The organism is Nonomuraea sp. NPDC049646 (assembly GCF_044465525.1).
GTDB lineage: Bacteria > Actinomycetota > Actinomycetes > Streptosporangiales > Streptosporangiaceae > Nonomuraea.
The window spans coordinates 82,174-105,682 of sequence record NZ_JBITLU010000026.1 but is presented as its reverse complement, the minus strand read 5'-3'; the positions used below and the strand labels follow the sequence as shown (position 1 = coordinate 105,682).

Sequence of the window (23,509 nt, the reverse complement as noted above, 5' to 3'; positions counted from 1 at the left end):
GCAGCAAGGTGTGTTCGCGCAGTGGGAGGGCCGGCTCGGGCGGACCGCGGACGCCTCCCAAGGACGTGGGTGAACGCTGTCGTCGGCGACGCCGGCCGGGGCCGGCCGGCGTCGCCTGGTACGTCAGGTCACGGTGAAGCGGATGGGGCCCGCCAGAACCGTGTAGCCGTCGTTGTGGAGGTAGTACGCCGCGTACGCGCCCGGGCCGGGGAGTCTGTCGGTCGGCATCACGAGCGTGCCGGTCGCGCCGGGGGTGTAGCGCCAGTCGATGGACTCGCCGTCCTTGGGGGCCTTGGTGGCCGGGTAGAGGCCGATCCAGTTCTTGTCGCTGACCGTGGCGGGCAGCGTGGAGTAGGTGAAGGTCAGGCTCGTGCCCTTGGGGACCGACGTCGCGCCCAGGGTGACCTTGCCGTCGGGGGCCGCCGCCGCGGCGGGCGGCGCGGCGGTGAGCGGGGCGTCGTCCGGTTGCAGATTGTGGTAGGCCGCCAGGCGGCCCACGATCGTGTCGGCGTACGGGGCCAGCCGGGCGAAGTTGCCCACCAGCGCGGCCCTGGCCGCCTTGTTGAGTGCGGCGAAGTCCTTCGTCGCGCCGGTTAGATGCGGCTGGAGCTTGGTGATGAGCGCGTAGTCGCTGGCGATGCCGAGCGACCCCATCTCCTGGGCCAGTGACGGTGTGCTCACACCGGTGTCCAGCACCCGGCTGACGAACGTGACCCGGTGCATGATCCGCCAGCACGGCGGCTTGGTCTCGGCCTGCTGGGCCCGCTTGAGCGCCAGCGCGTTCGGGTCGGTGCCCCGGTCCAGCCACTCGGGGTCGATCACCTTGCCGTAGAAGTCCTCGAAGTTGTCGGTGGTGGTGTCCAGGTAGAGCGTCATGAACCGGTAGGCGTCGACCCGGCCGGGCACCAGGATCGGCTTGCCCGCCGCGTCGAACTGCGGTTTGTCGCCGACGAACTTCTGCAGCTCGGCGCCGGGCCCGCAGCTCACATCGAGGCTGAACGTGCGGGTGGCCTGTTTGGACTTCTTGCGGGTGACGCTGTACCCGGCACTCATGGACGCCTCCAGGCCGAACTTGTGGCCGAAGTCCATGACGTCGAAGCTGATGGCGTAGTTGCCGCCGAAGGTGGACTTGAAGGAGAACGCCCCCGAGGTGGTCTCGGTGACCTGGTCGGTCGTGGCCGTCGTCTCGGCGAAGAAGCCGCCTGCGGCGGTCCACACGTAGGTGTTGACGATGTTGCGGCGCGAGGCTGATCTGGTGGCCGCGCGATTGGCCTCGGGGTCGCCGCCGGAACCGGCCTCGGTGGTGGCGCCGGTGCCGCCCGTCATCCCGTTCAGCACCTTGGCCGCCTGGCCGTGGGTGGGGTCCCAGGTGTGGGTCTGGATGGACACCGAGTCGTAGAAGCCCTGCAACTGCTGCTGCTCGCGCTGGATGCGCTTCTTGATCCGGTAGGCCTCGGCGGGTCGGTAGTAGCTGTACTCGCCGCTCACCCCGTCCGCGGCGTTGGGGAAGTGCGGGTCGGGGAACGGACGCAGGCCGGGTACCTGGCCGTACTCGTGGAAACCGACGATCCCGTCCAGGGTGCCCTGTTTGGTGTAGCGGGGGTTGATCGGGAACGGGATCAGGTTCCAGTCGCGGGGGATGTCGGGGCTGGGCAGCATCCGGTAGGCGACGACGGCGCCGGTGTGCGTCAAGCGCAATGCGTACATGTCGGCGGTCTCGGACTGCACGACGGCGAAGCCGGTGTTGGCGGGCACCCAGCGGCGTCCGACGGTGGGATTGACGTGCTTGGTGCCGTCGGCGTCCTCCCAGCCGCCGGCGAGGGTGACCTTGCTGGTGCGGGTGGTGTTGGCGCCCTGGGACACCTCCGTGGTGTCGCTCCAGCTGTTGGAGAAGTCGAGGGACAGGTAGAAGCCCCACTCCTGCTTGACCGCGCTCATCGGCTTGGCGGTGCCGGCGCCCAGCGGCGCGAGGACGGCCCAGACCTCGTCGCCGAACGCCTGGTCGAAGGCGATCTTCATCGCGCTGTCGACGCTGACGTCCCGCTGGGAGGACAAGGTGTTGACGACGTTGTCGGCCTGCACGAAGGCGACCGACGAGGTGCCCGCGTAGTCCTTCTTCTCGTCGATCATGTTCTCCGACGGGATCGGCGGCGCGCCCTCGATGTAGCCGATGAGCTGGGGGTCGAACTGCACCTGGCCGACCCAGGTGGTGGCCAGTTCGCCGACCTTGAAACCGGTGCTCAGCGCCCACGACTTGTCGTCCTGGAGGTAGCCGTAGGCCCGCTTGAGCACCCCGATGATCGAGTCGTCCGGGAGCCGCTGCACGTCGCCGTACTCGGTGGCGGCCGGGGTGGTCGCGATCGTGCCGTGGAAGGAGGTCTTGATGCCGGTCAGCGCCGAGCGGATCCGGGCGGCGTCGGTGGAGATCGGCGCCGTGGACAGTACGATCTTCGGACCGGGCGCCGACTGAGTCAGGTGCTGGCCGCTCAGCCCTGCGTCCTTGACCAGCGCCCCGGCCACCGTGTCGTCGGCCTCGAACGGGTAGTAGGCGAGCAGGTGCTGCCGGTCTCCCTTGACGCGGCCGAACATGTTGTCCAGGATCTGCTCCTGCGTACGGGCGGTCCGCCAGACCCGGATCTCGTCCAGGTCGCCGGTGAACCCCTCGCCCACCACCGAGCGTGGCGCGGCGGACCGGGCGACGGCCGCCTGCCTCGCCGGCTCCGTCGCCACGGGGCTGCCGTTGCGGTACAGGGTGAACCTGTTGCCCGCCGGGTCGGGGGTGCGCACCCGGGTCACGGCGCGCAGCGTGGCGGGATAGGAGCCGCACATGTCCTGAGTGGTGGAGCCCTTGGACTCCGGGAACCTCCACCAGGCGACCAGCCCCTGCGCTTTGGGACTGATGGACACGCCGATCTGGTCGGCGTCCCTGGCCACGTTCCAGATCCGCACCTCCGACAGGATGCCCTTCAGGCCGGACACGGTCTTGCCCTCGACCATGCGGCCCAGCTCGGCGGGCGCGTCGTTGCCCACGGGCTTGGCGCCCTTGTAGCGGTGCGTCCCGGCGTCGGCGCCGTCGACGTAGAAGCGGATCTCCACGCCCGTCTCGATGCCGGTCGGGTTCCTGCGCACGACGGCCACCCTGTGGAACCTGCCAGTTGTGAGGGCCATGGTGGATTTGTGCACGACGGGGGCGGCCGTACCGGATCCGGCCTCGAAGGCGAAGGCAAGGCGGTTGTCGTTGTCGACGTACAGGCAGTAGGGCACGGCCGTCTGACCGCCGTCGCCGAGCACGCCCTTCCCGACGAGCCCGTGCCGGCCGCTGGACTCGATCTGGACGAACGCCTCGATGGTCAGGTTCTCCACGATGTCCAGGCCGCCGGGGCCGCCGGCGTCCAGGTAGCCGACGCCGTCCATCCGCATCGCCCAGTCCTGGGTGAACGCGACGGCCAGGTGGGCCCATTCCCCCGGCGGGAACAGGTCGACGGTGCGCACGCTCTGCTCGTTGACGGTCGCGTCGATCTGGTAGGCGAAGGAGCCGTCGCTCTTCAAGAGCTGCGTCAGGCTCAGCGCGTACCGGGTGGGGCCGGTGTCGGTGGCCAGGATCAGGGCGCCGTTGTTGACCACGGTCGGCCTGATCCACGCCTCCATCGTCAGGTCGCCGGAGGCGGCCAGGGCCGCGATGTTGGCGGTGTCCGCCAGGTGCAGACGGTTCTTGGCGTCGCGGTCGAAGGAGAACGCCCGGCCGGGGGAGTCGCCGTGCCAGCGCGGGCCGAGCGGCTGGCTGACGTCGGCGGCGGTCCCGGCGGGGACCGGCCCGGTGGCGCTCTGGGCGTGCGCGCTGACGATCAGCGAACCCGAGGCCACCGACACGCCGGGGGCGCTGCAGGTGGCCTTGGTGTAGTCGTAGGCGGGGGTGCGCACCTTGGCGCCCGTGCCGGCGGTCAGGCCGCCGCTGGTCAGCGTGATCTGCGCCGAGCCGGCCGGGGTCGCCTCGGCCGTCCGGCTGTCGGCGCCGACCGTCACAGCCGAGCCGGCGGTCAGCGCGGTCGCCAGCGGCTCTATCAGCGTCACCACCTTGTCCTGGAGCGACAGCACCGTGCCCAGCTCGGCTCCCTTGGCGGTGCCGTTCAGCACCGAGGCCAGCTGGTCGGCCCGGTCGGGCACCGAGGGGAACGTCTCCTTGGTCGTGCCGCGGCTGACCTCGACCGTGCACAGGCCCGCCCCGGTGGCGGTCACCTTGACCGCGAAGTCGGCCGAGCGCAGGGCCATGTCGCGGGCCGACAGCCGCAACGTGCCGTCGGCGACGGTGAACTGCTTGACCGCAGGGGCGATCGTGGCGGCGTAGTAGGTGGCGAAATACTGGCCGGCGCCGCCGCGGAAGTACAGCGCCACCTCGCCGGTCGAGCTGTCCAGCAGCGCGGGGGCGTTGCCCGTCCAGGCGAAGGACAGCAGCGCACCGAGTGTGGTGAGCCCGGCACGGTCGGTGTGCAGCGTGGGCATCGGCAGCACCGCCTCGGCCGCGCCCGCCTGCGCGCCGGTCAGCGTGGCCAGGGTGTTGAGCGCGGCGTCCAGGGCCGCCTTGTCGGCGCCGAGCCGCTGAGAGGCCTCCAACTGCTGCAGGTACCTCTGCGCCAGCGGCACCGCCTCGGCCATGATCTCGGCCTCCCGCTGCCGCTCCGCGTTCCTGGCCGGTCCGACGATGGTCCTGTTGAGGGTGTACAGGCTGAAGATGCCGCCCCTGGTCAACTCCTCCTCAAGCTGCTTCAGCCGGGCCACGCTGCTCGGCATCCAGTCGGTGAGCTGCTGGTCGGTATAGAGCTTGCCGCGCGCGACGGTCACCGCCTCCTCCGCCTGACGGAGTCGCTCGGTGTCCTTGGTCGGGTCGGGTGTGCCGATCCAGGCCAGGTCGACGACGCCGGGCAGCCTGGCCAGCCGGCCGTCCTTGGAGACGGCGAAGTCCAGGGTGGCGACGTAGGAGCGATCGGCCGGTTCGCCCTTGGGCGGCGGCCCGGAGGTGGCGAAGGCCAGCATCACGCGCGCCTGCCTGCGTTCGGGCACCGGCGCCTGGCCGTAGCCCGTCACCGAGGACTGCTGCTGGTAGTACAGCGTCGCGGTCAGGCCCGCGACAGCCTTTCGGCCGGTGACGGTGAACGACTGGCGGGTGATGCCGGGGCCGTCGTAGACGGGGGCATCGGAGTCGGCCCACACGGGGCCGGGGTCGAAGCGGCCGGAGAACTTGTTGGCGCTCCGGTCTCGGACCTCCACGCCGGCGCCCTCGTCGAGGGGGAAGTAGGCGTACAGGCCGGTCTCGCCGCCCGACAGGCGCTGGCCCCGGGTGGCGAAGTCGGCGCGCGCGATCGTCCAGACCCGCACCTCGTCGATCTGGCCGGTGAACACGTCGGCGGAGGTCTGACCAGGGCCGCGCCCGCCGACCACGATCCGGGCGCTGACGTCGACCTGCTCGGACGTGGTGAGCGAGCCCGCCGCCGCGCCGTTCACATACAGCCGCAGCGCCGCTCCGTCGAAGACGGCCGCCACGTGCGCCCAGACCCCCATCGGCGCCACCGTCGTCGAGGTCAGGGTCTGCGTGCCGTGGCCGAACCGCAGTTTGCCGTCGGCCTGGAGGCTCACGTGCACAGGGCTGTCCATGCTGGTGCGCTGGGTGCGTCCGATGATCAGCCCGGTCCCGGTGGCGGCGGCGGGCTTGATCCAGGCCTCCAGCGTGTACGGCCCCGCCGGCGCGGCCGTGACGTCCACGCCCGCGATCACCGGAGCGCCCGTGCCGTCGAAGCGCAACGCTGTTCCGGCCCGGTCTTGCGGCGGTTTGACGGGAACCAGCAGCTTGCGGGTGTGCGAGTCGATCCCAGGGGACCGTTCCAGCACCGAGGCGGCGTACTTGGGGTCGGGGCTGGTCCACAGTTGGGTTCCGGCGGGGTTGAACAGCCCGTCGGGGCTCTGCTCCAGGTTGTGGCCGTGCACGGTGCCGGAGGCGTCGGCGGTGAAGATCTGCCAGCGGGTGTGCCCGGTGACGGCCGTGGGCAGCGTCAGCGCGGTGAACAGGCCGCCGGTGAGCCGTCCGGCGAACGACAGTTTCATGGTCGGCTCGTAGAACAGCCGGCCCTCCATGTCCCGGGTGCCCAGCGTGTCACCGCCGGAGGCGGGCAGGATCCGGCTGCGGCTGCGCTGGTAGCGGACGTCCACCACCGGCTTGAGCTCGGCGCCCACCAGGACGAAGCGGTCGCACAGCAGCGCGGCGTCGGCCTTGGCCGCCTTGCCTCCGGCGGCGTCGCCGGTCAGCCGCCCGGTGGTCGTCTCATAGACCGAGCCGGCCGCGCCCGCCGCCACCGATTGGCGGAACACCAGCAGGTAGCGGCCGTCGGAAACCACCTGGATGGGGAACTCGGAGGTCAGCCGGGCGGTCGTGGACAGGAACGGGTCCTCCTCGCCGGGCAGCAGCTTCTCCGAGGGCGGCACCTCTGCCGAGCCCAGCTTCTTGACGACCGGCATGACCGCCACCTGAGGTGTCTCGGGGCCCACGTCGACGATCTCGGTGGGGAACACCAGCACGGCCGGGTCGGCGTTCCAGTAGGCCGCGTCGAGTGCGCCGCGCGCCCGGTCGGCCTGGTCCAGGCTGAGCACGCTGTAGTAGACGCGGCGGTCGGCGCCGAGGGCGAAGCCGACCACGGTGCCGTTGTGCCGGACCATTGTCGTGGAGGTGTACTCGCGGTCCTTGTAGACCTTGATCAGGTTCTTGTCGTGCACGAAGTGAGCTCCTTGCCGATCAGTCCGCATCCAGGCGCTGGATGGGTTCGTCGTTGCTGTCGGTGTTCTCGGTGCGCATCGCCTTTTCGAGCGGCGATCGCTGGCACGCTGTGGACGACCTGGTCGGCCTCGTTGAAGTCGACGCTGCGGGCTCCGGCGCAGGTGACGGCGCCTTTCAGGTTCTCCGACGGCACTGGGGGCGCGCCGGCCTCGATCCTGCCGCCAGGTTTGACCGTCGGCATCGCGGCCGCGCCCGCGATCCCGTGACCGACCCCGGTGACCTTCCGCTTGAACGGCGGCTCGGCGGGGCCGTCGGCCGTGTACGCCGCGTCCGGGTCCCCCTTGGCCGCGTCCAGGACGCTGTAGGCGATCCGCCGGCTCGCGTCCATCGCCGGCGTCACATGCGTGTACGCGAGGTCCCCGTGGACGTTGATCAGTGCATCCCCGGCCCCCATCGCCCCCCTCCCCCGCCCGCTTCGCCGTCGAAGCCCTCTCGACGATGAGCCCGACCAAGCGATAGGTCAAGACGATCACGATGGCCACATTCGGCCATCCCACAGCCGCCCATCACACCTGCTCAGGCACCACCGAACGAGGGGCGTACCCGACCGCGACTCCCACGGCCTCAAGAACGCACCCGCCCCGGCCCCGGCGAGATCGAACTCCTCCACCCCACCGCCCGACCGGGCCGATGCCATCGCCGAGCTCTGCGACGACGCCGAGGCGAACCGGGGCAGCGGGAAGATCCGGCCGAGTATTGGCGCCAAGGGCCGACGCGCAGCTCAGGGCCCGCCATGGGCGTCCCGGTGGAGGAGGTCCAGGCGCTCCTGGGGCACGCCTCCCCCGTCACCACCCAGCGCTACGACCGCGGGCCCCGGCCGGGCCGCCGATGCCCCCATCGCAGGCCCCGACCGCGCGCAGGCACGCGATCTGCGCTCGTAACCATGCCGCGCCCCAAGGATCAGCCACTGGTGCTCACTCTCGTGACGAACTGGCGCTGGCTCTCACGTTCATATTCCCCTGTAGTCCGCTTCGAGCAAGTCTTGGGCATGGCCATCGTTTTCTGCTAAGGCCAGTTCGTCCCAACACAGAGCCCAACGGCGCGCACCACCCGGACAATATTTGAGCGGTACACAGGGGAAGGCTAGATCGAACAGCATCGATGTTCTGGTGGTCCAGTCGTACAGGACCACCAGAACGGGACACTCTCTAGCCGCCGAAAACGGCGTGTTCCACCTCGATCAATTGCTCTCCGGTCAGTTTTGGAGGCACTCCTTTCAAATTGTGAACTCTACTGACGAATTCGGCCGGCAGGTCGACTCCGTAGTTAGCTACGTAGTAGCTCATATCGCTCGGCCACATCCAGCAGCCATCGGTTTGTGTAAGGAGCGAACCGATTAGGACGTGCTCCGCCGAGATGATGTCCTGGACCTCGGTCCCCGATACCGCCAGATGTGATCCGTTTCGAAGATATTCGCTCACGAAGCGTCGATCGGCATTGACCTTATTTATGCCGGCAAACAAGCGTAGGGCCGCCCGGATCCCCGTGGCCAAGCTCTCGAAAGAATCCTATTTCTTTCATTTTCGCTACTTCCGAGGGAAGAATGATTTCCATGTACCAGAGGGATGGCGTCGGTAGTCTGGTTGATGGGCACTGACGTGATCTCAGCGAATAGCCAGCAGGTGGTCGTGCTCGAAATGGGTGAGGACGAGCGCCGCGCGGGCGATGTCGCCGATTCCGCTGGGGCTGATGGCGATGTGCTGGAGGGTGCGCCATCGACCTTTGAGCAGGGCGAATCCGCGCTCACCAAGGCACCGCAGGGCACGTAGGAGTCGGCTGTAGGTGCGGTTGTCCGGGCTGAGGACCTGGTCTCCTTCGGGCTGCGTGATCGGGGTGTGAATGCCGATTCCGGCGCCGTCGTAGCCGCTGTCGGCGAGGGTGGGCAGGCCGTGTGCAGCGGCGACGTACAGCGCGCCCAGCACGTGCATGCGAGCGGCGGTGAGGTAGTGAACGGAGCCGGCTTCGACCTCGGCGATCCACAATGGCAGCCCGCCTGGCGACGACAAGGCTTGGAGGTTGCCGGCGTGCTGGTGGGCCTTGCCTGAATACCACACGTCGATGGACTCGCCTATGACGCTGAGCGTCTGCTCGGCACAGCGATCGATCGGGATCAGCACGCCGTCCAGGATCACAGACGCAAGTCCCTCGGCTTGGGCGCGGTCGAGAGTCTCACCAAGACCCGGTGCTTGAGCAGCGAGAACTGCGATTCCTCGTGGACGTAGCGGTAGGCGGTGGCCCGGGAAACGTGGTGATCGCGGCCGAACTTGGGGATGTCGTGCTCGCCTCGGGACCAGCGCAGCACCATGACCGCCTGCCAGAACGAGTCAAGGCCCGGCCGCCCTTCGAGGTGCCGCGCAGCTGGCGCTCATTGCGCAGCAACCGGGCGACGTACTGAACGAGTGCGCGGGAGACGTCGAGCGTGGCACGATGAGTAATCATGTGGAGCCTTTCGGCGGCTGTGCTTTCTTGCGGCGAGAACTCAACTACCGGAGGATCCACGCCTGTCTCCGGCCTTCGACGACTCCTCCCGAAAGGCCCGACACGTCATCGCTCCTGTCCGAGAAGTCCTCAATCGCCCCGAGTTATCTCTCCGAGATCCCCTCAATGGCGCACCACGTCAGCCTCGGGCGGTGCGACCATGGACATCTTCACCGCCGAAGGCGTTCACAACAAGGTTCACCTGCCATGATTGAAGAAGAGATAGTGCGTGCGGTCCTGACATCGGGACTCGATGACTGGATCTCCCTAGACGAGATTCTGTCCTACGCGAAGCCCCCTCAAGCTGCCATCGCCGTGATCCGTGATCTGCTCGATCGAGGGCTGATGCGTGCAGGCGAACTCGGTGAGACAGGTTTCGAGCCCCGAGAAGCCTCCGTCGCGGAAATCGAGCAGGCATGCGTCGCGTTCGATTGGCGTCCCATGGGCGGCTCAGGCTGGTGGTTTGCAAATACCAAACGAGGAAATCACCTCGTCGCCGCAGGCTAGCGAGCTGCAGTCCGGCTAACAAAGGTAATCGACGGTGGTCGGCATACAAAGAAGGTCCTCATGCCGCTCGCCGCCGTGGGCATCCTGGGATGCAGTGTCGGGTTTCCCCGGGAACCTGTTTGGTCCAAAAAATCATCGACCATCAGCCACGCGGCTCAAGCACAGAGCGCTTTGAGGCATCCTGCTGGTGGTGTGGTGGGCCTCGCTCTACATGACCCTCGTCGCTGATCGAGTCCTTTCTGCCAACCCATGGTCATCGCCACGGGCTGAGCGTCGGGGCGCATGGTCGCGCCGGTGGTGAAGCGGGCCTCGGGCTTGAGGAACTGGTGCACCCAGAACGCGATGTCCACCGGCTCGCCGAATACGCCGAGGGGCATCGGCGTCGGGAAGTCGTCGGCGTCGCCGGTCCCACCGGCTGAGCCGAGCATGAGCGGGGTGAGCACGGCGCCCGGCGCGATCGCGTTGAGCAGCACGCCATGCCGCGCCCATTCCGGGGTGACGGCGGTGCGGCGCACCCAGCGGGCGAGCGCGAACTTGGCGGAGGCGGAGGCGTAGGCGGAGATGCTGGGGGCGAGCTCGCGCAGTTCGGCGGGCATCGCTTCCGCAGCGGCACGGGCGTGCTCGCGGGCAGCCTCCTCCTGCCCCGCCAGCGCCAGCTCCACCAGGCGGTCGTCGCTGAGCGGGACGGTGGTGGCGGAGTTGGAGCCGATCACGACGGCGCGCCCGGCGCCCGAGGCCGCCAGCGCGGGCCGCAGGAGGTCCAGCAGCCGGACCGGGCCGAAGTAGTCGATCGACACCACCGCGGCGGCGTCCGGCAGGTTCGGGCCGACGCCCGCGACGGCGGCGACCCTCTCCAGACGCCCTTCGCAGCGGGAGAGGATCTCCCCGGCGGCCTTGTTCCGCCCCTCGACGGTGCCCAGGTCGGCGATGATGTCGGCGTCGCGCAGGCCCACCCCGATGACGGTGTGCCCGGCTTCGGCGAGGGCGGCGGCGCTGGCCGCGCCCATGCCCGAGGCCGATCCGGTGACGGCGAAAGTGGCCATGATGCTCCTCAGAAGGGGATGGTGCGGTCAGCCCCGCGGTGACGAACGCGATGACGGTCGCGGTCTCGGGCAGCGGCACCGCGGCGGCCGGGGCGGGCGCGACCGAACGGCCGTAGACCTCCAGCATCAACGTGAACGCCAGCCGCCACCGCTCGGAGACCTCGCGCACGGACAACACCGGCAGCGCCCGCCCGAGCATGACCTCGAAGGACGCGGCGCCGAACCGGCGTCCGCGCACGCCTGCAAGGCGGCCAGGATCCGCGACCAGATCCCCTCCCGCTGCCAGCGCCGGAACAAGCCATACACGGTGAACCAGTGGCCGTAGCAGGCAGGAACGTCCCGCCACCGCGCCCCGGTCCGGATCACGCCATCGGATCCCATCGATCAACTGCCGCCTGCTCCACCTCGGCGGACGCCTCTTGCCCAACGCGGCAGGCAGATGCGGCTCCAGCGCCGCCCACTGCGCGTCAGTGAGGTCGTGCCGCCTCGTCACCACTACGCCGGCCACGAGGTCTCCGGCGTTTCGTCCTTCTTGGTCGTTGAACCAACTACCGGAGACCTCTACGTTCAACGATCAGCGACACGCCTCAGACCCGGTGGGCGTCGGCGCACTTGCACGGCCGCCTCGCGGGGATGTGCCATGTCGGCCTCGGCCTGACCCTCGGTGTCGGTGGAAGGCTCTGATGGACGCGGGCTGGAGCGATCAGGTCATGGGACTGCCCGGGTCGCCGTCCTCGAGCGCCCGGTACAGCATCGACCTGCCGACGGCGAGCTCGCGGGCGATCTGGATGCCCGGACTGGCCGCGCCCGCGCCGGCGGCGAGCACGCCGCCGGTAACCTCGACCGGACGGCCGACGGCGCGGGTAGTGAGGAGAGTCGCGACGCTTGCCAGAGGGCAGGAGACGGTGTTCGTGAGAGAATCGGGTCGTGGAGCGGCCTGGATGTGTTGCTGTCATCGGGGTAGGCGTTCTCGGAGCCTGTGTGGGCTGGAATTTGGCGCGGCACGGCGTCAAGGTGGTGTTCGTCGAGGCGGGCCGGCCGGGTGAAGGGATCACCGACTGGTCGTTCTCGTGGGTCAACGCCAGTGCCAAGACCGCGAGCAGGCCCTACTTCGACCTGAACGTCGCCAGCATGGCGGCGTACCGCGAGCTTGCCGGGCTCATCGGGCCGGACCCATGGTGGCACCCCGACGGCCACCTGCGCTGGGCGGACGACCCCGCGGCGGAGGCGAGCCTCCTGGAAACGGCCGCGCTGCTGGCCGGCTGGGGCTACCGGGCCGAGGTACGCACGGGAGCCGAGGTACGCCGCCACCTCGAACCCGCGCTCACGGTGTCCGACGAGGTTCCGGTCGTGTTCTTTCCCGACGAAGCCTGGGTGCACGGACGCCATCTCGTCGGCCGCCTGGTCGGCCAGGCCGTCGCGGCCGGGGCTGAACCCCGGTTCGGCACCACGGTCCATGATGTCGGCACCGGCGCCGACGGGAGCGTCCGGACCGTCGCTCTGTCCGACGGCAGCCGTCTCGACGTCGACGCCGTCGTCAACGCCGCGGGACCCGGCGCCGCCCACGTCGCCGGGCTCGTCGCGCGGCACTTGCCGATGCGCCGGGAGCCCGGCCTCGTCACCCGGATCGAGTGTGCTCAGGTGCCGATCCGCCGGACCATGCACGCGCCCCGCGTCGCGATCCGACCTGACGGAGACGCTTCGGTGGTCCTCCACAGCCGCGAGGTCGACGCGCTCATCGACACCGGCGAAGATCCGGCGGCGCTCCAATGGCTGCTCCACGAGTCGGCGCGACAGGTCGTTCCCGGGTTCGAGGACTCCCGCATCGTCGGGACACGGGTGGTCGACCGGCCCATCCCGGGCGACGGCTACCCCTCGGTGGGAGCGGTGCCGTCCGTGCCGGGCTACTACGAGGCCGTCTCCCACAGCGGCATCACGCTCGGGCCGGTGATCGGCCGGCTGCTCGCGTCGGAGATCGTCAGCGGGAGGAGGGACGAGAGGCTCGCCGGCTTCCGCCCGGAACGGTTCTCCCATGACACCCCGGCAAGTTGACGGTACGACCTCTCCCGCAGCGGGTCTGAGCCTGCCGAGGGCACACCACCACGAACGCCCATGAGGGAGGAAGCACGATCGCCTGACCGCGTCGCTGGTGCTGCACCACCTGGAGGACCGGCCTTCGAGGAGGCTGGCTGCAGGAAACAGCGGTGAAGAGTTGATCTTGATGCCTCTTCCGGCTGGATCGCCGGGCCTCGGCCTGTCGGTAAGGTTTGCTCCACCAGCCGCCATCAGTGACATTTCTGCAGGTGAACAGGGACCAGCCCACCGGATACAGGCTGGCCGAGGTCGAGCCGTACGCGGCGCACAGAACGCTTCCACAAGCACCTACGACAGCGACGAGTGTCGGTGGGCCTTTCACCGCACTCGCGACCAGCGCTGGCGGCCCGTCGACCATCTAGATCGTGCTGGACAAGCCGTCAGCGCGTTGCCAGGGTCTTCTCCCCGGCTCACCGTGGAGAAGATCAGAGTCAACGACTGAGCAGGTAACTCCCGGGGGTGGTGCCGACGGTGCGGCGGAAGGCGGCCAGGAAGGCGCTCGCCGTGGCGTACCCCACGTCGTGTGCCACCCGCGACACCGGCTGCCCCTCGGCCAGCAGCGGGAGGGCGGCGCGCAGCCGTACCTGCGTGCGCCAACGGTCGAAGTTCATGCCCGTGTCGCGCACGAACAACCGCGTCAACGTCCGCCTGCTCACGCCCGCCGCGCGGGCGTGAGCCTCCAGGCTGCGCGGGTCGGCGGGGTTGGCCAGCAGGGCGGCCGCCACCACCCTGACCCGCTCGTCGGTGGGCTGGGGCACGTCGATGGGCCGGGTGGGCAGGGGGCGTAGCAGGTCGGGCACCACCGCCTCGGCGCGCAGTCGCGCGTCGTCGGTGAGGTCGGTGCGTGCCAGATACCCGATCAGCTCGGCCAGCAGGCCGTCGACGCCGACCGCCGTGGGCTCGGGCCAGTCCAGCGGGCAGCGCTCCGGAGCCAGGTACAGGCTGCAGAGCACGGCGTCGCGGGTCGCGCCGGTGGTGTGGGTGACACCCGCGGGCAGCCACAGTGCCCTGCTGGGCGGCAGGACCCAGTACACCTCGCCCACGCCGACGCTCAGGACGCCGCGCCGGGTCCAGGCGATCTGGTGGTGGGTGTGACTGTGCGGGGAGATCCAGTCACCCGAGGCGAGCGGGAAGTGGCCGACGATGATCGCGCTCATGTCCTCCATGCGACATAGTCTGGCCTCATCGCGGATTGTGGCCAAATACGGCGGATCATAGCGTCGTCGGGTGCCGATGATTGTGTTGTGTCTTGTCCAGTTCATGCTCGTGCTCGATGACACCGTCGTGAACGTTGCCCTGCCCAGCATTCGCGATGAGCTGGGCTTCAGCGCGTCCGGCTTGCCCTGGGTCGTCAACGCCTACTTCCTGGCTTTCGGCGGTTTGCTGCTGCTGTGCGGCCGGATGGCGGATCTGCTGGGCCGCCGTCGCGTCTTCCTCATCGGGGTGGCGTTGTTCGGGGTGGCCAGCCTGGCCTGCGGGCTGGCTCAGGAGCCGTGGCAGCTCGTGGTCGGGCGGTTCGTGCAGGGCGGCGGTGCTGCGATGGCCAGCCCGGCGGCGATGTCGATGATCACGTTGCTGTATCCGGGGCCGGAGGAGCGGGCCACGGCGCTGGGCATCTGGGGCGGTATCGCGGCCCTGGGCGGAACCTCGGGCCTCGTGCTGTCCGGGGCGCTGACCGAACTGGTGTCCTGGCGCGGCATCTTCCTGATCAACCTGCCCATCGTCGCCGTGGCCCTGGCGTTGCTCCCGCGCCTGGTCCCCGAGTCCCGCGCCCCCGGCCGACGCCGCCTCGACGTTGCGGGCGCGGTCCTGGTCACCGGCGCTGCGGTGTCGCTGGTGTACGGGCTGCTGCGGGCCGGAGAGACCGGCTGGAGCGATCCGATCGTCTACGGGGCCGTCGTGTTCTCCGCGGCCCTGGCGGCGGCGTTCCTGGTGGCGGAGTCGCGGGCGGCGGCGCCGCTGGTGCCCGCATCGTTCCTGGCCTCGCGGACGCGGGCGGTGGCCAACGGCGCGACCCTGCTGTTCTCGATGGCGATGTACGCGATGTCGTTCCTGCTGATGATCCAAGTGCAGACCGTTCTGGGCTACAGCCCGTTCCTGGCCTGCATCGCCTATCTGCCCTACGGCGCCGGCATCCTGGCAGGCATGTGGCTGTCCTCCCGCATTTCGCTCAGGATCGGGACGCGCTGGGCGCTCCCGCTGGCGTTCTTGGTCAACATCGCCGGCCTGCTGCTGCTGTCCGGCGTGGCGGCGGGCGACTCCTACATCGCCCACGTCCTGCCCGGCATGCTCATACTGAGTGTGGGCAACGGGCTGAGCCTGCCCGTCATGGCAGTGACCGCGGTCGATGGCACCACCGAGGAGGACGCCGGTCTCGGCGCAGCCCTGTTCACCTCCGTTCAGCAGGTCGGCGGTGCCGTCGGGGTGGCCGCGCTGGCCATCATGGGCTACTCGGGCGGGCTCACGGCGGGCGCCGTCTGCGTGGCGCTCGGCGCCGTGATCATCGTCGTGCTGCTGCCGTCGCGGGCCGGCGGCCCGCGGCAGACCGCTGGACATGGAGCCGATGGCCGAAACAAGCCGGCAACCGCTCCCCGGCGTCGCACCCACTGATCAGCAGATCACGGATCGCTGGGCCAGTGATTGATGACGACAGACGCGCCGCCATCCTCGCTTGCCGCGCGCGGTGAAGTCATCCACACCATCGCCGCCGGAGTCGGCGTCAGGGCCACTGACCGGCCCCCGACTCCCTGAGATGCTCCGCTGACCGAAGGCGGGCTGAAGGAGTTCGATCTCGATAGCAAGCGCGCCGAGTGCCTCTCCTACTGGCAGGCCAAGTTCGATTCTCGACACTCGCGTCATCGGCGGGGCAAGGGTGGCTTGCAAAACGCTCTCTGAACAGCCCGCGCGTCCGCCACACAGTTCGGTGAGCGTGGCGCCGATCTCGGTGTCGGTGACGTCGGTGAGCGGCCGGTCGCGGCCGAGCAGGGCGATGACGCGGTCGACGGCCGAGGCGTGGGCGCGGTGGGTGTTGGGGTTGGCGGTGCGCGCTGTGGCGAGGAAGGCATCGGCGGCCGCGGCGAGGGGACGCCTCCGCCGCGCAGGGCGGTGATCTCCGGTGCGACGCTCATGCCGGCCGCCGCGCGACCCCGGCGGCGATGTACCGGATAAACGTGCCGGAGTCGCGCACCGCCCCGGCTGACGGTTCTCCTGGTCGCCACGCCGCCATGATCGCTCATGTACGTGAGCTTCGGCTGGGGCGGCGAGGCGGGGCTGCAACCGCATCGGCATGCACGGGGTGCCGGTAAGAACGCTGTCACCAGCCGCAGTGCGCCCCTGGACGACAGTCCAGGGCAGTGACTCGCCAAGCGGACCGCCTCCCCCTCATCGGTGCAGGTCAGCGATACTCGACCGATTCCCCAGGATTACGGCCACTTCGCGAGCAGCTCGACGTCGGTGCCCCCACACGTAGATCTCGCGCCGATTCACGAGGGTTGTTTTGAGGCTCGTCGCAGGGACCAAGCAGTGGGCCATGGCCGAGGCGTCAGCACTGGATGTACGCGCGTCAAGTGCGTGACAGCGCCATCATGAATCAGGTCGTCTCACGGGTGCACCGCCCGCGATTCTCGATCGGCGGAGTCGGTAAAGGTGGCGCCGATCTCCGCCATCCGCTCGGCCGCGTGGCCGGGGTCGATCAACGCCTCGGGGGTGTGGAGGCCGGGCGGCACGGGGGCGCCGCGCAGGCCGAGCAGTCGCTCGACGCCGAGGGCGACGCCGAGCGCCGTCAGGGGGCGTTGCCCTTCCGGGTGGAGGAGGTAGCGGCTCGTCCTGAGTGGTGCCCCCGCGTGGTCCACGCCTTCGAGGTCGATCCTGACCTCCGTGGAGGCGCGCCCGCCGCGCCGCCTGCCCGCCGATTCACCGATCGCGAACGCGAAGCGGACGTTGGGCGCGCCCGTCGCGAGGGCCAGGCTCGGCACGTCGAGAATGGGGACGATCCGGCCGGGCAGGACGGTGCCGTCGACGCTGGTGACCTCCACCTCCGCCTCGGGGCCGGTGACCCAGTGGAAGACGCCGTCGCGGCGGACGTGTCCCGCCGAGGTGGCGGCCAGCAGGCGTTCCATGTCCGCCGTGGCCGCGGGCCCGCCGCTGTCGTGTTCGTCCAGCACCCCGCTGACCTCGATGGTGTCGAGCCGGGCGAACTCCCTGACCAGGCCGAGCACCGCAAGGACGACGAGCCCCGCATACCAGTGGCCGGCCAGCAGGATCGGCGCCGCGCCGGCTCGCAGGCCGGTGGCGACGACTTCGGGTCCGATGTCGACCAGGCCGCTGGAGATGCTGACGTACGGCAGACCGCGGTCCTGGGCGTGACGCAGTCCGTTCAGCTGGCTGTCCCACACCGTTGCCACGACCGCCGAGTAGCCGTCGGCCTCCCGGAGGCCGAGGTCACCTCGCCGCAGATCGATGGTTGTGGCTGTCGCGCCGCCGAGCTCGTCGGCGACCCGTCTGGCGCGGCCGAGATCGCGGCCGGCGATCGTCAGCGGCAGCTCCGGGTACCAGCGGCGCAGCAGGGTGGCGGTCCCCGCGCCTGCCTGGCCGGATCCACCCATGATCAGTACGGAATGCTCCACAGTGACGTCCTCCCACTAACCTACATTCTGTAACTTACATTTTGTAGCTTAAGCTGGAAGGCAACGCAAGGGAGGACGATGGCCACCGGATCGACTCGCCTGTCCAAGCCGGCCAGGCGGGAGCAACTGCTCGACACCGCCATGGCGATCGTGCGCGCCCACGGCACCGACAGCCTCACGCTGCTCAGCCTGGCAGAGGCCGCCGGAGTGAGCAGGCCGGTCGTCTACGACCATTTCGGCACCCGTCCCGGACTGCTGATCGCGCTCTACCGGCGGCTCGACGAGCGGCACCGGGCCGCCTCGGAGGAGGCGCTGCGCGATGCCCCGGCCGTCCCCCGCGAGATCGCCCGCGTGCTGAGCGCCGCCTACTTCGCCTGCGCCACCGACATGCCCGAATGGACCGCGATCTCGGCCGCGCTCAAGGGGAACCAGGAGATGGAGGCGATCGAGCGCGAACTGCTCGATGGCTACACGGACCTGATGGCCACCGCCCTGCGGCCGTACTCCGGGCTCACGCCGGAAGCCCTCCGGCTGCGCTGCGTCGGCGCACTGGGCGCCGCCGAGGCGATCGCCGGGGAGCTGAACCGGGGGCGCGTCACCGTCGCCGAGGCGATCGAGGCGCTGACCGACCTGACCGTCGGCAGCATCGACACCGGCTACGTCACAGCGCCCTGACACACGACGCCGAGGACGGCGCCCCCGGTGCGGCCACGGCCTTGCTCCCGGTGTTCGGGTTCCACTCGGCCGGGCGCCGCCAGCAGGTCATGCCCGAGCCCCGGCCGCTTGCGCCCCGGATGGCGGAAACGCCGCCGACGCCGGGGCGACAACGACTCGATCACCGCCCACAGTTCGTCACCGACCCCCGCGGCTTCGGCTTGGCCCCGTCCTGCGCTCTCTGCTACCGCGAGCGATCAAGCACAACGGAGATCATCCTGCTGGGACCTCTCGACCGCGGGAGGGGCGGCGGCGCAGGTGGTAGGAGCATGCCAGGGCGAGCACCATCGGGCCCCGCAGCGCCGTCGGGATGATGCACGCCTTCGCCGGCGCCTGCCACCAGCCGTTCTCGTACGCGATGCTGTCGGCGACACCGAGCCAGGAGAGCACCATCCAGACCGAGACCGCGGGCAGGAGCAGCCCACCGGCCATGGCAGGGACGTGTGCCGCCGATGATCGGGATCCAGCTTTGGACCACCTCTCCCCAGCCGCGCACCAGACCGATGCCGAGTAGCGCCGCCAACTCGGTGGGCACGCTGAGCCCGAAGACATGGGGGATGCTGATCCACAACGGTGACACAGGACCGTCGTTGAGCTGGCCCATGTCGAAGTGAAAGGCGAACGGCAACCTCCACAGGCACGTGGGGAGCAGCACCCAGGGAGGCGCTCAGGCGGTACGGAGTGCCCGGCGTGGGACGGGTTGTGCGGTGTCGCCGGTGGCCGGGGCCGCGCGCAAGAGTCTGATCGCCACACCTGCACCTTCCACGCACCTTGAGGACAATTGATCACCTGCGACGGTGAATCGCCTCCCCCACGCGAGCCAGTGACGGCTTCGGCACATGGCCGGACGGACGAGGTCAGGCGACGGATCGCGCCACCAGAGCCATGGCCTGCCGCATGGCGTTCCGTACCTCGCCGGGTCCGTCGCCGCGCTGCAGCGCGGTCACTGCGGATGCGCTGACCGCGCCCACCATTGCGCCGACCAGGGCGGAGGCGGTGATCGTGTCGAGTCTGCCGGGGAATGCCCGCTGCAGAGCCTGGGCCAGTTCGGCCTGCGCCGTGAGGTATCGCTGAAGCAGGCGGGCCTGTAGCGCCGGCACCGAGGCCGCCAGCCGTGCCCGCAGTGCCGCGAGCCCGCTGGGGAGGTCGCTGTCCCAGGTGTCGGCGATCATCTGGTCCATCGCCCGCACCAGCACCTCAGGCAGCCCTTCCCCGGCGCGGCGCTCGGCGATCGCCTGCAGCGCCAGATCGACGCGCACGTCGGCATTGGCCAGAAGCACATCCTCCTTGGTCTGGAAGTGGAGGAAGAAGGTGCGGGGGGACACCTCCGCGGCGTCGGCGATCTCGGCCACCGTCACCTGGTCGTAGCCCTTGTCCTCGAACAGGCGCACCGCCGCCTCGATCAGTGCCTGCCGGGTGCGCTGCTTCTTGCGCTCTCGCAGTCCGTGCTTCTCCACCACGCACGGCAGTCTAAGACATCTTCTGAATTAATGCATACTGTGAATTACTACATAGACTGCAGTCAGTGGAGGGAGATCATTCATGGGAAGTCTGGACGGACGCGTCGTCCTCATCACCGGAGCGGGGCGCGGCATCGGGCGGGAAGAGGCGCTGTTCTTCGCCGCCGAAGGCGCCAAGGTCGTGGTCAACGACCCCGGCGTCGCCATCGACGGCACGGGCGGCGACGCCGGGGTAGCCGCGAAGGTCGTCGAAGAGATCATCGCGCGCGGCGGACAGGCCGTGGGCAACACCGACAGCGTCACCGACTGGGACGGCGCCCGCCGCATGGTGGAGACGGCTCTTGAGTCCTTCGGCGACCTGCACGTCGTGGTCAACAACGCGACCATCGAACGGAACATGGGCCTGACCGACCTGTCGGAGGAGGACTTCGACGACGTCGCGGCCGTCAAGCTGAAGGGCACCTTCGCGGTGACGCACTGGGCGGCCCGCCACTGGCGCGACCGGTATCAGGCCGGGGTCCGCGCCGACCGCGCCGTGGTCAACACCTCCTCCGGCTCCGGGCTGCTCAACCCCCTGCCCGCGCAGGTCTCTTATGCGGCAGGCAACGCCGGGGTCGCGGCGCTGACCACCGTGGCGGCCCTCGAACTCGGCCGGTACGGCGTGCGGGTCAACTGCATCTCGCCCTCGATGGCCCGGACCCGCCTCACTCTCGCCGTTCCCGGCATGAGCGAGGAACCGCCGGTGGGCCGGTTCGACCCACTGCACCCCGCCGCCTGCGCACCTGTCGCCGCCTACCTGGCCGGCGCGGCCTGCCCGCTCACCGGTCAGGTGCTGTCGGTACGGGGCGGAACGGTCACGGTCAATCATGGCTGGTCCCTCGGCGCCCACATCCACAAAGACGGGCTGTGGAGCGTGGCGGAACTGGCCGAGAAGGTGAAGGAACTGCCGGTGGACGACCCGTTCGACAAGCTCGCCCAGGCCCTGACCGGCGCACTCGGCACCATCGGACGCGATCAACTCCAGGAGATGATCAACGCCCTGCTCGACCAGGGAGTCCACTCCGGCCCCTGCAAGCAGCCCCCTTCGGCGGGCCGGTGAAGCCATGGCCTAGCGTGATCGCCACGAAGGCGGCTACTCGGTATTTGTGCTGGTTGGCGTGGGCGCAGAAGGGCCGGGTCGCCTTGGGCACCCTGTGGACGGTGGGCCTGGCGCTGCTCGGCGCCGGCCTCGTCAACGCCTGGCTGGCGCTGATGCGGCACCGTACGATGACCAAGATCCGAATGGACGCCAACTTCCGCACGATCGGCCACCCTTCACCTCCCCCACCCCCTTCCACGCGGGCCGAGGCGTGCAGCCGCTGGCGGGCGAAGCGCTCGGCCAGCAGCGGCAGGAAGTTCGCCACCGCCGCCTTGGTGGCGAACTGGTCGATGTCAGGTGCGGCGGCCGACGATGGTGCCGGTGCGGCGGCCTGGGATTATTGACGCCTGGCGGACGTCCGCGCTCCCGCCTCCTCGGCAGTACGGCCGGCGCTCCAGACCATCGTCCGCTGGTGGACCCGCCGGCCGTCGTGCCGGAGGCCGGGCACCAGTGGTGCCGGGCCGTGCTCGGCGAACCCCATGCGCTTGAAGAACCGCACCGCCCGGGTGTTCTCGACCAGGGTCTGCAGGTGGCAACCGGGGGATCCGGCCTTCCCGAGCCGGTCGAGCCATCGGCTCATCAGCCCATCGGCGGCGCCGGTCCCTCGCGCCTCGGGTGCCACGTTGATGTGCAGGTGCGAGGGCCACCTGGCGTCGGCGAACTCGCCGGCGCCAGGCTGCCTGCGGATCGCGGCCCACGCCAGATCGGCCAGGCTGCGCGCGAAGAAGGCCGCGGGCCTGGGCCGGAACACCAGCCGGTAGGTCCGCATCGCCTGCTCCATGCGCTCGCCATCGCCGGGGAACCGCGCACTGTCGAGGCATCCCGTCAGGTAGCCCACCAGGGCGCCCCCGGCGACGGCGACGAAGAGCGAGTCCGGCTCCAGCTCCATGTAGGGGTCCAGGTAGACGGCCGCCTCCGAGTCCACATGCCCCCACAGAGACGCCGTGGGAGCGTCCTCGCCCACGCGCTCGAGCAGCTCACGCAGCTCGGCGCGGTCGCCCGGTGCGAACGTACGTATCTCCATGACGCCTCCCTCATGATGTACGGTCTACTCTGTACGGCATACACGATTATGAGGCCATATGACGTACACAGAGTCCGGCACACGAGAGGATGTTCGATGGCAGAGCTGCCACCCGTCGTGGCGCGGATGTGGGGCCGCGAACCCACCACGCGCAGAGGACCGAGGCCGCGCCTGGACCTGGCCACGATCACGACGGCCGCCATCGAGATCGCCGACACCGAGGGGCTGGCCGCCGTCTCCATGAGCAACGTCGCCGCCCAGGTGGGCGTCGCTCCGATGGCGCTCTACCGGTACGTCGGCAGCAAGGACGAACTGCTGACCGTCATGGCCGACAGCGCCGTGCCCCCACCGCCCGAACGCGGGAACCTGTCCTGGCGCGACTACCTCGCCACCTGGACCCGGCTCACCCGCGACCTCCTGCTGTCCCGGCCCTGGCTGCTCGACCTGCGCCAGAGCACCCCGCCCATGGGCCCGCGCCGACTGCTCTGGCTCGACCGGGCCCTGGACGCGCTGTCCGACACCGGGCTGGACGACGGCCAGAAGTTCAACGCCACCACGGTGCTGAGCGGCTACGCCCTCACCGACGCCACACTGACGCACTCGCTCGGCGCCGGCGGCAAGGACCCCGCGGCCAGGACCAAGGGAGCCGCCGAGTACGGCGAGATACTCACCGAGGTCCTGGACCGCGCGACGTACCCGGCGCTGTCGGCAATGATGCGCTCCGGCCTGCTCAGGGACTCCACCGGCTGGACGGAGGACGCCGACTTCCGGTTCGGCCTCGACCTCCTGCTGGATGGCATCGAGGCACTGATCGCCCGCCCAGCCCGGTAGCCGGCCCCGGCCGCTGGGTGAGGAGGAACGCGAATATCACCTGGCGGTGGGGCATTTCCAGACCCTTGGCAAACGCCCAAACGGCCAACAGCATCAGCGGGCCGAGAAGTCGCCGTCCACCGTTCCGATGTGCTGTGGTGGCTGTTCAGGGCAGGTCGAATGTCAGGGCGCCGCGCTCCAGACGACGACCTGCCCCGTCCTGCTGCTGGACGCCAATTGGAACTGGTACGAGATACGGGTTCGTCAGAGCCATGGACGACGAAGACGCCCGCCGGGTACGCCGGCTCGCCCCCGCAGACCGTCTACCGGCGGATCGACGCCAAGCACGTCATCCACAACGACAAGCCTCACGCATTCGTCGCTGCCATGACCGATTTCGCCGACAAGCTCCCCTTCTCGGGGGGCGGCCGGAAGCGCTACACGTCAATGAACGCCGGTCACAAAGACCCTGTGAGATCGGCGGGGCCTGCGATGTTGTTGATGTCAATGCCGATGGCCCGCCATGGCCGTCAAGGACGGGTTTCCCGACGACCTGGCGGTCAAGCGGGACGGGACAGTCTGGGTGGTCGGCACGGCCGGGGCGCCGATGAAGCCCCATCTGGACAAGGAACAAGGGTGCCTGGTCACGACCGACACCGAGCGCCGGGGGAAGGGGTGGCGGTACGACGCGGGTACGTGGCATGTGGTCGCTCCGCCGCGCAGGTCCTCGGACCACCTGTCCAAGGTCGCTTGCCGAATGTACGGCTGTAGCGCATGGTCAGCGTCCTCACTT

Annotated in this window: 19 protein-coding genes and 1 pseudogene; 6 read left to right on the top strand and 14 right to left on the bottom strand. The window is 69.6% G+C overall.

Annotated elements, in window-relative coordinates; all coding sequences use genetic code 11:
* Positions 1–123: 123 nt before the first annotated feature.
* From ACIBQ8_RS46990 to ACIBQ8_RS46975, 4 genes and pseudogenes are all read right to left on the bottom strand, one after another.
* Complete coding sequence (locus tag ACIBQ8_RS46990) at positions 124–6,762, bottom strand: LamG-like jellyroll fold domain-containing protein (protein ID WP_397195397.1); 6,639 nt, start codon at positions 6,760–6,762, stop codon at positions 124–126.
* On the bottom strand, positions 6,744–7,217 hold the full coding sequence (locus tag ACIBQ8_RS46985; RefSeq protein WP_397195396.1) for a hypothetical protein: 474 nt from the start codon (positions 7,215–7,217) through the stop codon (positions 6,744–6,746). Before ACIBQ8_RS46985 ends, ACIBQ8_RS46990 begins: the two co-directional genes overlap by 19 nt.
* A gap of 754 nt (positions 7,218–7,971) precedes the next feature.
* Positions 7,972–8,316, bottom strand: coding sequence for a hypothetical protein (locus tag ACIBQ8_RS46980; protein ID WP_397195395.1), 345 nt, complete (start codon positions 8,314–8,316; stop codon positions 7,972–7,974).
* 111 nt (positions 8,317–8,427) lie between these two features.
* A pseudogene (locus tag ACIBQ8_RS46975) lies at positions 8,428–9,262 on the bottom strand (transposase family protein).
* A gap of 246 nt (positions 9,263–9,508) precedes the next feature.
* On the opposite strand from ACIBQ8_RS46975, the gene ACIBQ8_RS46970 reads away from it, so the two are divergent.
* Positions 9,509–9,808: a hypothetical protein gene (locus ACIBQ8_RS46970; protein ID WP_397195394.1), complete on the top strand. Its 300-nt coding sequence runs from the start codon at positions 9,509–9,511 to the stop codon at positions 9,806–9,808.
* Positions 9,809–9,963: 155 nt separating this feature from the next.
* Here the strand turns inward: ACIBQ8_RS46970 and ACIBQ8_RS46965 are convergent, their stop codons facing one another.
* The 3 genes from ACIBQ8_RS46965 to ACIBQ8_RS46955 all read right to left on the bottom strand — a co-directional run bounded on the left by ACIBQ8_RS46965 (position 9,964) and on the right by ACIBQ8_RS46955 (position 11,677).
* Complete coding sequence (locus ACIBQ8_RS46965) at positions 9,964–10,851, bottom strand: SDR family oxidoreductase (RefSeq protein ID WP_397195393.1); 888 nt, start codon at positions 10,849–10,851, stop codon at positions 9,964–9,966.
* Positions 10,852–10,977: 126 nt separating this feature from the next.
* Positions 10,978–11,232, bottom strand: coding sequence for a transposase (locus tag ACIBQ8_RS46960; RefSeq protein ID WP_397195392.1), 255 nt, complete (start codon positions 11,230–11,232; stop codon positions 10,978–10,980).
* A gap of 322 nt (positions 11,233–11,554) precedes the next feature.
* Positions 11,555–11,677 carry a hypothetical protein gene (locus tag ACIBQ8_RS46955; protein ID WP_397195391.1) on the bottom strand — a complete coding sequence of 41 codons (123 nt, stop codon included), beginning with the start codon at positions 11,675–11,677 and terminating at the stop codon, positions 11,555–11,557.
* A gap of 101 nt (positions 11,678–11,778) precedes the next feature.
* Here ACIBQ8_RS46955 and ACIBQ8_RS46950 point away from each other — a divergent pair, with 101 nt between their 5' ends.
* Positions 11,779–12,903: an NAD(P)/FAD-dependent oxidoreductase gene (locus ACIBQ8_RS46950; protein WP_397195390.1), complete on the top strand. Its 1,125-nt coding sequence runs from the start codon at positions 11,779–11,781 to the stop codon at positions 12,901–12,903.
* 473 nt (positions 12,904–13,376) lie between these two features.
* On the opposite strand, the gene ACIBQ8_RS46945 is transcribed toward ACIBQ8_RS46950, so the two are convergent.
* Positions 13,377–14,111, bottom strand: coding sequence for an AraC family transcriptional regulator (locus ACIBQ8_RS46945; protein ID WP_397195389.1), 735 nt, complete (start codon positions 14,109–14,111; stop codon positions 13,377–13,379).
* A 67-nt stretch (positions 14,112–14,178) separates the two neighbouring features.
* Between ACIBQ8_RS46945 and ACIBQ8_RS46940 the strand changes: the two genes are divergently transcribed.
* The gene (locus ACIBQ8_RS46940; RefSeq protein ID WP_397195406.1) at positions 14,179–15,555 is read left to right on the top strand and encodes an MFS transporter; all 1,377 of its coding nucleotides are present in this window, start codon (positions 14,179–14,181) and stop codon (positions 15,553–15,555) included.
* On the opposite strand, the gene ACIBQ8_RS46935 is transcribed toward ACIBQ8_RS46940, so the two are convergent.
* Together ACIBQ8_RS46935 and ACIBQ8_RS46930 are read right to left on the bottom strand one after the other, a co-directional pair.
* Positions 15,556–16,233 carry a hypothetical protein gene (locus ACIBQ8_RS46935; RefSeq protein ID WP_397195388.1) on the bottom strand — a complete coding sequence of 226 codons (678 nt, stop codon included), beginning with the start codon at positions 16,231–16,233 and terminating at the stop codon, positions 15,556–15,558. It abuts the gene before it with no gap.
* 311 nt (positions 16,234–16,544) lie between these two features.
* Positions 16,545–17,570 carry a hypothetical protein gene (locus tag ACIBQ8_RS46930; RefSeq protein WP_397195387.1) on the bottom strand — a complete coding sequence of 342 codons (1,026 nt, stop codon included), beginning with the start codon at positions 17,568–17,570 and terminating at the stop codon, positions 16,545–16,547.
* Positions 17,571–17,648: 78 nt separating this feature from the next.
* On the opposite strand from ACIBQ8_RS46930, the gene ACIBQ8_RS46925 reads away from it, so the two are divergent.
* The gene (locus tag ACIBQ8_RS46925) at positions 17,649–18,245 is read left to right on the top strand and encodes a TetR/AcrR family transcriptional regulator (RefSeq protein ID WP_397195386.1); all 597 of its coding nucleotides are present in this window, start codon (positions 17,649–17,651) and stop codon (positions 18,243–18,245) included.
* 252 nt (positions 18,246–18,497) lie between these two features.
* Here the strand turns inward: ACIBQ8_RS46925 and ACIBQ8_RS46920 are convergent, their stop codons facing one another.
* Complete coding sequence (locus ACIBQ8_RS46920) at positions 18,498–18,716, bottom strand: hypothetical protein (protein ID WP_397195385.1); 219 nt, start codon at positions 18,714–18,716, stop codon at positions 18,498–18,500.
* Positions 18,717–19,141: 425 nt separating this feature from the next.
* Positions 19,142–19,744 (bottom strand): TetR/AcrR family transcriptional regulator, encoded by a 603-nt coding sequence (locus tag ACIBQ8_RS46915; RefSeq protein ID WP_397178882.1) that lies wholly within the window; start codon positions 19,742–19,744, stop codon positions 19,142–19,144.
* An 82-nt stretch (positions 19,745–19,826) separates the two neighbouring features.
* Here ACIBQ8_RS46915 and ACIBQ8_RS46910 point away from each other — a divergent pair, with 82 nt between their 5' ends.
* Positions 19,827–20,843, top strand: coding sequence for an SDR family NAD(P)-dependent oxidoreductase (locus ACIBQ8_RS46910; protein ID WP_397195384.1), 1,017 nt, complete (start codon positions 19,827–19,829; stop codon positions 20,841–20,843).
* Here ACIBQ8_RS46910 and ACIBQ8_RS46905 read toward each other — a convergent pair.
* Both ACIBQ8_RS46905 and ACIBQ8_RS46900 read right to left on the bottom strand, forming a co-directional pair.
* A complete protein-coding gene (locus tag ACIBQ8_RS46905; RefSeq protein ID WP_397195383.1) occupies positions 20,776–21,147 on the bottom strand; it encodes a hypothetical protein in 372 nt (123 codons plus the stop codon). The genes ACIBQ8_RS46910 and ACIBQ8_RS46905 overlap by 68 nt on opposite strands.
* A 72-nt stretch (positions 21,148–21,219) precedes the next feature.
* Entirely contained in the window at positions 21,220–21,906 is a 687-nt protein-coding gene (locus ACIBQ8_RS46900; RefSeq protein ID WP_397195382.1) for a GNAT family N-acetyltransferase, read from the bottom strand.
* 96 nt (positions 21,907–22,002) lie between these two features.
* Here ACIBQ8_RS46900 and ACIBQ8_RS46895 point away from each other — a divergent pair, with 96 nt between their 5' ends.
* A complete protein-coding gene (locus ACIBQ8_RS46895) occupies positions 22,003–22,737 on the top strand; it encodes a TetR/AcrR family transcriptional regulator (protein WP_397195381.1) in 735 nt (244 codons plus the stop codon).
* Positions 22,738–23,509 lie beyond the last annotated feature (772 nt).

Bases quoted from the DNA above. Each gene is read 5' to 3' on its own strand.
- ACIBQ8_RS46985 (WP_397195396.1), bottom strand. From the start codon at position 7,217: ATGGGGGCCGGGGATGCACTGATCAACGTCCACGGGGACCTCGCGTAC.
- ACIBQ8_RS46970 (WP_397195394.1), top strand. From the start codon at position 9,509: ATGATTGAAGAAGAGATAGTGCGTGCGGTCCTGACATCGGGACTCGAT.
- ACIBQ8_RS46965 (WP_397195393.1), bottom strand. From the start codon at position 10,851: ATGGCCACTTTCGCCGTCACCGGATCGGCCTCGGGCATGGGCGCGGCC.
- ACIBQ8_RS46960 (WP_397195392.1), bottom strand. From the start codon at position 11,232: ATGGGATCCGATGGCGTGATCCGGACCGGGGCGCGGTGGCGGGACGTT.
- ACIBQ8_RS46945 (WP_397195389.1), bottom strand. From the start codon at position 14,111: ATGGAGGACATGAGCGCGATCATCGTCGGCCACTTCCCGCTCGCCTCG.
- ACIBQ8_RS46940 (WP_397195406.1), top strand. From the start codon at position 14,179: ATGATTGTGTTGTGTCTTGTCCAGTTCATGCTCGTGCTCGATGACACC.
- ACIBQ8_RS46935 (WP_397195388.1), bottom strand. From the start codon at position 16,233: ATGCCGATGCGGTTGCAGCCCCGCCTCGCCGCCCCAGCCGAAGCTCAC.
- ACIBQ8_RS46925 (WP_397195386.1), top strand. From the start codon at position 17,649: ATGGCCACCGGATCGACTCGCCTGTCCAAGCCGGCCAGGCGGGAGCAA.
- ACIBQ8_RS46920 (WP_397195385.1), bottom strand. From the start codon at position 18,716: ATGGCCGGTGGGCTGCTCCTGCCCGCGGTCTCGGTCTGGATGGTGCTC.
- ACIBQ8_RS46910 (WP_397195384.1), top strand. From the start codon at position 19,827: ATGGGAAGTCTGGACGGACGCGTCGTCCTCATCACCGGAGCGGGGCGC.
- ACIBQ8_RS46900 (WP_397195382.1), bottom strand. From the start codon at position 21,906: ATGGAGATACGTACGTTCGCACCGGGCGACCGCGCCGAGCTGCGTGAG.
- ACIBQ8_RS46895 (WP_397195381.1), top strand. From the start codon at position 22,003: ATGGCAGAGCTGCCACCCGTCGTGGCGCGGATGTGGGGCCGCGAACCC.